Origin of the sequence: Nonomuraea basaltis, assembly GCF_005893125.1 — a bacterium.
GTDB classification, from domain to species: domain Bacteria; phylum Actinomycetota; class Actinomycetes; order Streptosporangiales; family Streptosporangiaceae; genus Nonomuraea; species Nonomuraea basaltis.
In genome coordinates, this window is sequence record NZ_VCJS01000376.1 from 1 (window position 1) to 7519 (window position 7519).

10 protein-coding genes are annotated in these 7519 nt (G+C 68.7%); 5 read left to right on the forward strand and 5 right to left on the reverse strand.

From position 1 onward, the window contains the following. Positions 1-387 (reverse strand): ROK family protein (locus EJK15_RS72275; RefSeq protein WP_276615602.1); only part of this gene is annotated, 387 nt, incomplete at its 3' end. A 70-nt stretch (positions 388-457) separates the two neighbouring features. Between EJK15_RS72275 and EJK15_RS65820 the strand changes: the two genes are divergently transcribed. The 5 genes from EJK15_RS65820 to EJK15_RS65840 all read left to right on the forward strand — a co-directional run bounded on the left by EJK15_RS65820 (position 458) and on the right by EJK15_RS65840 (position 3940). Next, positions 458-1264 (forward strand): GNAT family N-acetyltransferase, encoded by an 807-nt coding sequence (locus EJK15_RS65820; protein ID WP_171075362.1) that lies wholly within the window; start codon positions 458-460, stop codon positions 1262-1264. 60 nt (positions 1265-1324) lie between these two features. Further along, positions 1325-2338 carry a phosphotransferase family protein gene (locus EJK15_RS65825; protein WP_138720359.1) on the forward strand — a complete coding sequence of 338 codons (1014 nt, stop codon included), beginning with the start codon at positions 1325-1327 and terminating at the stop codon, positions 2336-2338. 96 nt (positions 2339-2434) lie between these two features. Beyond that, entirely contained in the window at positions 2435-2695 is a 261-nt protein-coding gene (locus EJK15_RS65830; protein WP_138720360.1) for a hypothetical protein, read from the forward strand. A gap of 57 nt (positions 2696-2752) precedes the next feature. Next, positions 2753-3604 (forward strand): helix-turn-helix domain-containing protein, encoded by an 852-nt coding sequence (locus EJK15_RS65835; RefSeq protein WP_138720361.1) that lies wholly within the window; start codon positions 2753-2755, stop codon positions 3602-3604. 69 nt (positions 3605-3673) lie between these two features. Next, positions 3674-3940, forward strand: coding sequence for a hypothetical protein (locus tag EJK15_RS65840; protein ID WP_138720362.1), 267 nt, complete (start codon positions 3674-3676; stop codon positions 3938-3940). Positions 3941-3963: 23 nt separating this feature from the next. On the opposite strand, the gene EJK15_RS65845 is transcribed toward EJK15_RS65840, so the two are convergent. The 4 genes from EJK15_RS65845 to EJK15_RS65860 all read right to left on the reverse strand — a co-directional run bounded on the left by EJK15_RS65845 (position 3964) and on the right by EJK15_RS65860 (position 7193). After that, positions 3964-4923, reverse strand: a complete 960-nt coding sequence (locus EJK15_RS65845) for an ABC transporter substrate-binding protein (RefSeq protein ID WP_138720363.1) — start codon at positions 4921-4923, stop codon at positions 3964-3966. A gap of 13 nt (positions 4924-4936) precedes the next feature. Further along, complete coding sequence (locus tag EJK15_RS65850; protein WP_138720364.1) at positions 4937-5890, reverse strand: ABC transporter permease; 954 nt, start codon at positions 5888-5890, stop codon at positions 4937-4939. Beyond that, positions 5887-6717 carry an ATP-binding cassette domain-containing protein gene (locus tag EJK15_RS65855; RefSeq protein WP_138720365.1) on the reverse strand — a complete coding sequence of 277 codons (831 nt, stop codon included), beginning with the start codon at positions 6715-6717 and terminating at the stop codon, positions 5887-5889. The genes EJK15_RS65850 and EJK15_RS65855 overlap by 4 nt, the downstream gene beginning before the upstream one ends. A gap of 104 nt (positions 6718-6821) precedes the next feature. Beyond that, positions 6822-7193 (reverse strand): hypothetical protein, encoded by a 372-nt coding sequence (locus EJK15_RS65860; RefSeq protein WP_138720366.1) that lies wholly within the window; start codon positions 7191-7193, stop codon positions 6822-6824. Between the last annotated feature and the right edge of the window lie 326 nt (positions 7194-7519).

Consider the following 7519-nt stretch of genomic DNA (forward strand, 5'->3'; position numbering starts at 1 on the left):
CATCGGCAGCGCAAACTGTGTATAAGAGTCAGCCCCATAGACCAGCTCCGCATCCCCGGCCGCGCGGACGTCATGCCCCAGCGTCACCGGCAGGTCCACATCCGTGAACGCCGCAACCGGAACGTCCCGCCACCCGAACGCCGCCGAGAAGACGGCGTGCGTGGCTGTGACGAGCCCCGGCACCGCCAGCCCAACGGCGAGCAGCCGCACCCCGGCACGCGGCCGGGACAGGTCGGAGACGAAGGCGGAGATGGCGGCGATCACCCGGTCGGGCCCTTCGGCGCGGGGTGTGGGACGGCGTTCGCAGTGGGAGATCGTCCCGTTACGGGCGACAAGTCCGCCTTTCATGGCTGTCCCACCGACATCTACCGCTACAACGCAGCCCATCCCGCCATCCTCCCCCAGCGCTTCACAATTGCTTTGAGATGAGCATCCCTTATAGAGAAAGATGTCCTCTATGACCCCTCGCCGTCTCACCACCGACGACTTGGACGCCTGCGCCCGCCTGGCCAAGGATCGCGACTGGCTGCCCGAACCGCACAAGTGGCGCCTGCTGTTCGAGGTCGGTGAGCCGTACGGCATCGACGCCCCCGACGGTGACGGCCTGGCCGCGACGAACATCCTGACCCGCTACGGCGACGACCACGCCGTGATCAGCATGGTCCTCACGGCCTCCAGGTTCGGCAGGCGCGGCCTGGCCCGCCGGCTCATGGAGCACGTGCTGGAGCGCGCCGGCGACCGGACCGTCTCCCTGTACGCCACCGAGCACGGCCGCCCCCTCTACGAGCGACTCGGCTTCCGCGTCGTGGGCAGGGCCGCCAAGCACACGGGCGTCTTCGAGGGCGAGCCGTCGGGAAGGACGCGGCAGGCCACGCCGGAGGACCTCGACGCGATCCTGGCGCTCGACGCCGAGCTGTTCGGCACGGACAGGTCCCAGGTTCTGCGGCGGATGTTCACGTTCGGGCAGGAGGTAAGGATCGCCGACGGAGGCTTCGGCCACTGCTGGCGCAACGACGACAACACGGTCATCGGCCCGGTCGTGGCGCGGGACGAGGAGACCGCGCGGGCCCTGATCGGTGATCTGGCGCTACGGGCCGGCACCGAGGTGCGGATGGACTTCGACCTGAGCCAGGAATCCGTGATCGTCTGGGCGGGCGAGCACGGCATCGGCGACGCGTGGCAGGTCGCGCGCATGGTGCGGGGCGGTGACCTGCCCGGCGATCCCGCCCGCCAGTTCCTGCCGTTCATGCAGGCGCTCGGTTGACCGGGTGCGCGGCGCTCTCATAGGGTCACCACCAGAATTTCATTCTGTCGAAGGGCGGGCATGACCTCCACGCACATCGACGTCAGCGCCATCGACTTCGCCGCGCTCGGCGCGTGGATGGACGCCGAGGGCCTGCCCGGCGGACCGATCACGGGCGTGGCACCGGTCGCGGGCGGCACGCAGAACGTCATGGTCCGCTTCGAGCGCGGCGGCCGCCCGTACATCCTGCGCCGCCCGCCCCTGCACGCCCGCCAGAAGAGCAACGAGGTGCTGCGCCGCGAGGCGCGGGTGCTTGCGGCGCTGCGTGACACGTCCGTCCCCGCGCCGGCGCTGGTGGCCGCGCAGACCGCACGCGAGCCGGTCTTCTACCTGATGGAGCCGGTCGACGGGTTCAACCCCTCGACGGGCCTGCCCGAGCCGCACGCCTCCGACCCGGCGATCAGGCACCGGATGGGGTTCGAGGCCGCCGCCGCGCTGGCCGAGCTGGGGCGGGTCGATCCGGCGGTGCTGCCGGGCTTCGGCCGGCCGGAGGGGTTCCTGGAGCGGCAGGTGCCGCGCTGGCTCAAGGAGCTCGACTCGTACGGCGACCTCGACGGCTACCCGGGTCCCGACATTCCCGGCCTGGACGAGACCGCCGACTGGCTCACCCGCCACCTCCCCAGATCGTTCACCCCGGGGATCATGCACGGCGACTACCACTTCGCGAACCTGATGTTCGCCGTCGACGGCCCCCGCGTCGCCGCGATCGTGGACTGGGAGATGTGCACGATCGGCGACCCGCTGCTCGACCTGGGCTGGCTGCTGGCCACCTGGCCATCCAACAACGGCCACGTGCCGGGGCTGCCGTCGCCGCAGGAGCTGGTGGCCTACTACGCGGCGCTGTCCGAGCGCGACATGTCGGCCATGGACTGGTACGCGGTCATGGCCTGCTTCAAGCTCGGCATCGTGCTGGAGGGCACCCACGCGCGGGCGTTCGCCGGCAAGGCACCCAAGGACATCGGAGACCTGCTGCACGCGACGACGCTGGGGCTGTTCGAGCGGGCGCGGGAGTTCATGAACGGTATTCTTGCCTGACCATATTTCACTATTTCCGGAAAAACGATCACATACCTCCCCAAAAGTCGTACAATTGCGCGCAATTGCACCTTGATTTTTCGGGGAAGGATCGTCATGCGAATGCGGTTCCTCGGCTCCACCTCGGAGGCGGGCGCCTGTCCCACCCTGTACGAGACCGACCGCGGCACCATCGTCGTCCAGGGCCTCCAAGTCACCGACGCGGAGGCGCTCGCCGATCTCCGCGACGTCCTCGACGGCGAGACCGCGGTCGAGGTCCCCATGGAGCTCCTCACCGAAATCGCCCGCCGGGTGCTGCCCGACGGCGCGGCAACCGCTTTCCCGAGCAGCGGAGGAACACCGACGGCAACCGGTTGATCACAATTGCGCCTGAGGCTGGCATGATCGACGCAAGCAAGGCTAGCCTCTTGCCGCGTGACGTCCTTTCAGCAGGCGCGCATCGACCTCGGCGGCCAGCTCCGCTCGCTGCGCGAGGCCGCCCATCTGTCGGGCAAGGAGCTGGCCGAGCGGCTGCGCTGGCAGCCGTCCAAGGTCTCGCGACTCGAGAACGCCCGGCAGACCCCCACCGAGGATGACGTGGTCGGGTGGGCGCAGGCCGTCGCCGCCTCGCCCGACATGACCGACGAGCTGATCAGGCAGGCCCTGGCGCTGGTGGAGCGGCACGACAGCTGGAAACAGCGCTACCGCAGCGGCCTGGCGGCCATTCAGGAGGACATGCGGGACCTCGAAGCGCGAACGAAATTGTTCCGCGCCTTCGAGCCCGGCATCATCATGGGCCTGCTGCAGACCGCCGAGTACGCCCGGCACGTCTTCCGCAAGGTCAAGCGCCTCTACAGCGCCGCCGACCAGATCGACGCCGCGGTGCGGGTGCGGATGCAGCGCCAGGAGATCCTTTACGACCGCGGCAGGACGTTCAGGTTCGTGGTGCCGGAGGCGGCACTGCACACCACGCTGGCCCCGGCCGACGTCATGCGCGGCCAGCTCGACCGGCTGCTGGCCGTCAGCACGCTGCCGAACGTCGAGTTCGGCGTGATCCCCTTCGGCACGGAGCTCCCATCCGCGCCGATCAACGGGTTCTGGATCTACAACGAGGCCATGGTGGGCGTGGCCACGATGACGAAAGACCTGGTCCTACGCGATCCGGACGACATCGCCTTCTACGTCCAGGCGTTCGACGATTACGCGAAGGTGGCCGAGTTCGACGAGGGCGGGCGAGAGGTCATCATCCGGATTCTTAACGCCTACCGAAAACAAACCCCACATTAACCGCAGCAATTGCTTGCCACCCACCGCAAGATCGTGCAATTCTGTCGCGAGACGTTGCGGAGGTGACGCATGATGCTTGATACCGCGCTCAGCCTCGAGCGGTTCGCCTGGCACGCGGGTCGTCACGCTGACCTGTCGGTCCAGAGCCTCGCCCTGTCCAGCGACCCGGCCTACGTGTCGGTCCGCAACCGCTTCTCGGCCACCCTCGCGGAGACCGTGACGTGCTCGGACGAGGGGGCGTACGTCACCTCCTGGGGCTACCGGCTCGGCACGACGGAAGACGTGGAGTCCGCCGCCGCCCGCCTGGCCTTCCTCCTCGCGGCACTGCCCGCCTGACCACGGGGCCACGCGGGCCCCTGTCAGCATCCCGCCTTGTAGAGGACCTTCTGCACCTCTGGTGGGTCCATGTTCTCCGCGGTGATGATCGTGGCGTCGGTCGGGATCGACGGGGTGACCTGCTGTCCCTTGACCGCCGCGACGGCCTGCTCGACCCCATTGGCGCCGATGTCGCCGGGCAATTGCGCGATCAGTGCCTGCACGACGCCGTCCTTGAGCTGCTTGACCTGCGCCGGGCCCGCGTCGAAGCCGACCATCTTGACCTGGCCGAGCTTGCCGGCCTGCTGCAGCGCCGATCCGGCGCCGGTGGCCGTGTTCAGATTCGCGGCGAACACGCCCGCCAGATCCGGATCCTTGGCCAGCGCCGCATTCACAATCTTGGATGCCTCGCCCACGTCGTTGTGCGAGTACTGCACACCGAGTTGGGTGATCTCCGGATGGTTCGCCTTGATCTCCTCCTCGAACCCCTTGATCCGCGCGTCCACGGTGCTGACGCCCGGGTCGGTGGAGATCACCAGGGCCTTGCCCTTGCCACCGATCTGCTCCGACAGCGCCTTGGCCGCCGCGGCGCCGCCCTTGAGGTTGTCGGTGCTGATCCTGGACAGCCCGATGCTCTCGTCCTCGACCACCGTGTCCACCAAGATGATCTTGATGTTCTGCTGCTTCGCCTGGGTCAGCGGCGCGATCATGGCCTTGACGTCGGTCGGCGCGATGAGCATGGCGTCGGGACCGCTGGCGACCACCGAGTTGACGATCGGCGTCTGCAGCGTCGGGTCGAACTTCTGCGGCCCCTGCACGTCCAGCGCCACGCCGAGCTCCTGGGCCTTGGCCTTCGCCCCGCAGGCCATGGTCTCGTAGAACTCCTCCCCGGCCAGACCCTGGACGAGCGTGATCCGGATCTGGTCGCCGCCGGCGTCACCGCCCTGCCCGCCACAGGCGGCGATGGTCAGCAGCGCTCCGAGAGCGGCCATGGCCTTGCGCATGGTGTGCCTCCTATCAGGCGCGGGTCCTGCGCCTCCACTGGTCCACGTACACGGCGGCGACGAGCACCGCGCCGACCACCACCTGCTGCCAGAACGGCCGCACGCCGAGGATCTGGAAGCCGTTCTGCAGCACGACGGGGATGAACACGCCGATGACCGTGCCGGCCACCGTCCCGACGCCGCCGAACAGGGACGTGCCGCCGATCACGACGGCCGCGATGGCCTGCAGGTTGTCGGTGGAGTGGGCGGAGACGCCGGTGATGCCGTACTTGGCCAGTGACAGGTGCCCGGCCAGGCCCGCCAGCAGCCCGGCCAGCCCGTACACCTTGATCAGGTGCTTGCGCACGGCCACGCCGCTGCGCCGGGCGGCCTCGGCGTTGGAGCCGATCGCATACGTGTGGCGGCCGAAGCGGGTGCGGGCCAGCGCGACGGCCAGCACGGCGGTGACGGCGGCGCAGATCCACACGATCAGCGGCACGCCCAGCCACCGGGCCAGCCCGAGCCCGAGGTTCAGCTCGGCCGGGGCCCGCAGGTCGACGCCTCCGGTGAGCAGCAGCGCGCCGCCGAGCGACATGCCGAGCGTGCCCAGCGTCACGATCAGCGCGGGGATGCGCCCGAGGGCGACCAGCACGCCGTTCAGCACGCCCCACGCCAGGCCAGTGACGACGGCGGCCAGCACGCCCAGCGCCGGCGATCCCGTGAAGTCCATGACCTTCGTCGCCGCCACGGCGGAGAACACCAGCACGCCGCCGACCGACAGGTCGATGCCCGCCGTGATGATCACGTATGTCATGCCGGTGGCGAGGAGCAGGAGAATCGCGGCGTCGCTGATCAGGTTCAGCAGGTTGAACGAGGTCGGGAACGTGCGCGGGGCGAGGAGCGAGAAGGCCACGAGCAGCACGACCAGCACCAGCCCGATCCACACGACCTGCAGATCGCCCAGCCGCACCCGCTCCTCCCGCTTCACCCGCCACTCCCCCGCGCGCCACCCTCCTGCGTGCCGTCGTCTTGGGCGCCGATCGCCCCGGCCGCGCCAACCTCCTGGGTGCCGAACGCCCCGGTCATGGCGCCGACCAGTTCCTCCATCGACACGTGCGCGGTGTCGAAGCGGGCCACCCGGCGCCCGAGCCGCAGCACCTCGACCCGGTCGGACACCGCCTTCACGTCCTGCATGTTGTGACTGATCAGCACGACCGACACGCCCGAGTCCCGCACGGTGCGGATGAGGTCGAGCACCCGCCGCGTCTGCACCACCCCGAGCGCGGCGGTCGGCTCGTCCATGAACACCACCCGCCGGGCCCACGTCACCGCCCGCGCCACCGCGACGCCCTGCCGCTGCCCGCCGGAGAGCGTGGACACCGGCGCGCTCTGGGACTCGAGCCGCACGCCGAGCCGTTCACAGGCGTCCCGGGTCTCGCGGCGCATGGCGGCGTTGTCCAGCACGCCGAGCACGCCGCGGAGGCCGGGCTTGAGGCGTTCCCTGCCGAGGAAGAAATTGGCGGCGGGGCTGAGGTCGGCGCAGAGCGCGAGATCCTGGTAGACCGTCTCGATGCCGGCGGCTCTGGCCTCCTCGACGGAGCCGAAGACCACCGGCTCACCGTCGAGCTCGATCGTCCCCGCGTCCGGCCGCTCGACTCCTGACAGGATCTTCGCCAGCGTCGACTTGCCCGCGCCGTTGTCACCGATCAGCGCGACCACCTCGCCGGGCAGCAACGTGAAGTCCGCCCCGCGCAGCGCCTCGACCTGACCGTAGCTCTTCACGATCCCGCGGGCGTCGAGCAGAGGTGCGGCCATAGCACCATCAAGAATCGGTCTGACATCGTTGTCAAGACCGAAAACGCTCCTGAGAAGAGCAGGCCCGCCTCATACACGGGCCCGCTCTTCGGCATGGGGTCGAGCTAGTTGACGCTGGCCGCGTCGACGTCCGGCTTGTCGACGTCGAGCTTGCGCTGGATGGCGATGAGGATGCTCATCATCTCGGTTTGGGTGCCCTGCATAGCGGCGACCTTGGTGTCCAGCCCGTCGACCTTGTCCTCAAGCCTGTCGAACCGGGCGTCGATCTGCTCGAACTTCTCGTCGATCTTCGTTTCGAGCCTGTCGACCCTCTCATCGAGCTTGGTGACCTTCCCGTCGAGGACCTTGACGCGGTCGGCCACGCCGTTGATCCGCTCGGTGAGGTCCTGCGCCATCTCGACCTGGTCTGCACGCGTCCGGATGAAGTCGTTGTCCAGCGCGGTGCCGAGCGTGCAGCAGATTTCCTTGTAGCCCAAGGTGGTCTCCCTTAGTTTGGGGGGTTGAGGGGGACCGGGGATATTTGGGATCTCCGGTCTTCCTCGTTTCTCGTTGCGTCGACAATACCCCTCCGAGCGCCGCCTGACACTGAAACCGAAAAGAGTTTCCCCAGCTCAGAGGCAATATTGCGACACAAAATCCGGACTAATACACCTATTTCGCAGCGAAAAAATTAGTGGGGCGCCGATACGGCGGCGCCCCTTGCGCGATCACGCGGTGCAGTCGTATAGACCGTCCTGACCGTCCACCGCCGTGCAGTTCTCCTGCACCCAGCTGGTCACCTCGGCGTTCCCCCGCCCGGGCC

Coding starts and splice junctions, on each gene's coding strand:
- EJK15_RS65845 (WP_138720363.1), bottom strand. CDS start 4,923: ATGCGCAAGGCCATGGCCGCTCTCGGAGCGCTGCTGACCATCGCCGCC.
- EJK15_RS65825 (WP_138720359.1), top strand. CDS start 1,325: ATGACCTCCACGCACATCGACGTCAGCGCCATCGACTTCGCCGCGCTC.
- EJK15_RS65830 (WP_138720360.1), top strand. CDS start 2,435: ATGCGAATGCGGTTCCTCGGCTCCACCTCGGAGGCGGGCGCCTGTCCC.
- EJK15_RS65820 (WP_171075362.1), top strand. CDS start 458: ATGACCCCTCGCCGTCTCACCACCGACGACTTGGACGCCTGCGCCCGC.
- EJK15_RS65855 (WP_138720365.1), bottom strand. CDS start 6,717: ATGGCCGCACCTCTGCTCGACGCCCGCGGGATCGTGAAGAGCTACGGT.
- EJK15_RS65840 (WP_138720362.1), top strand. CDS start 3,674: ATGATGCTTGATACCGCGCTCAGCCTCGAGCGGTTCGCCTGGCACGCG.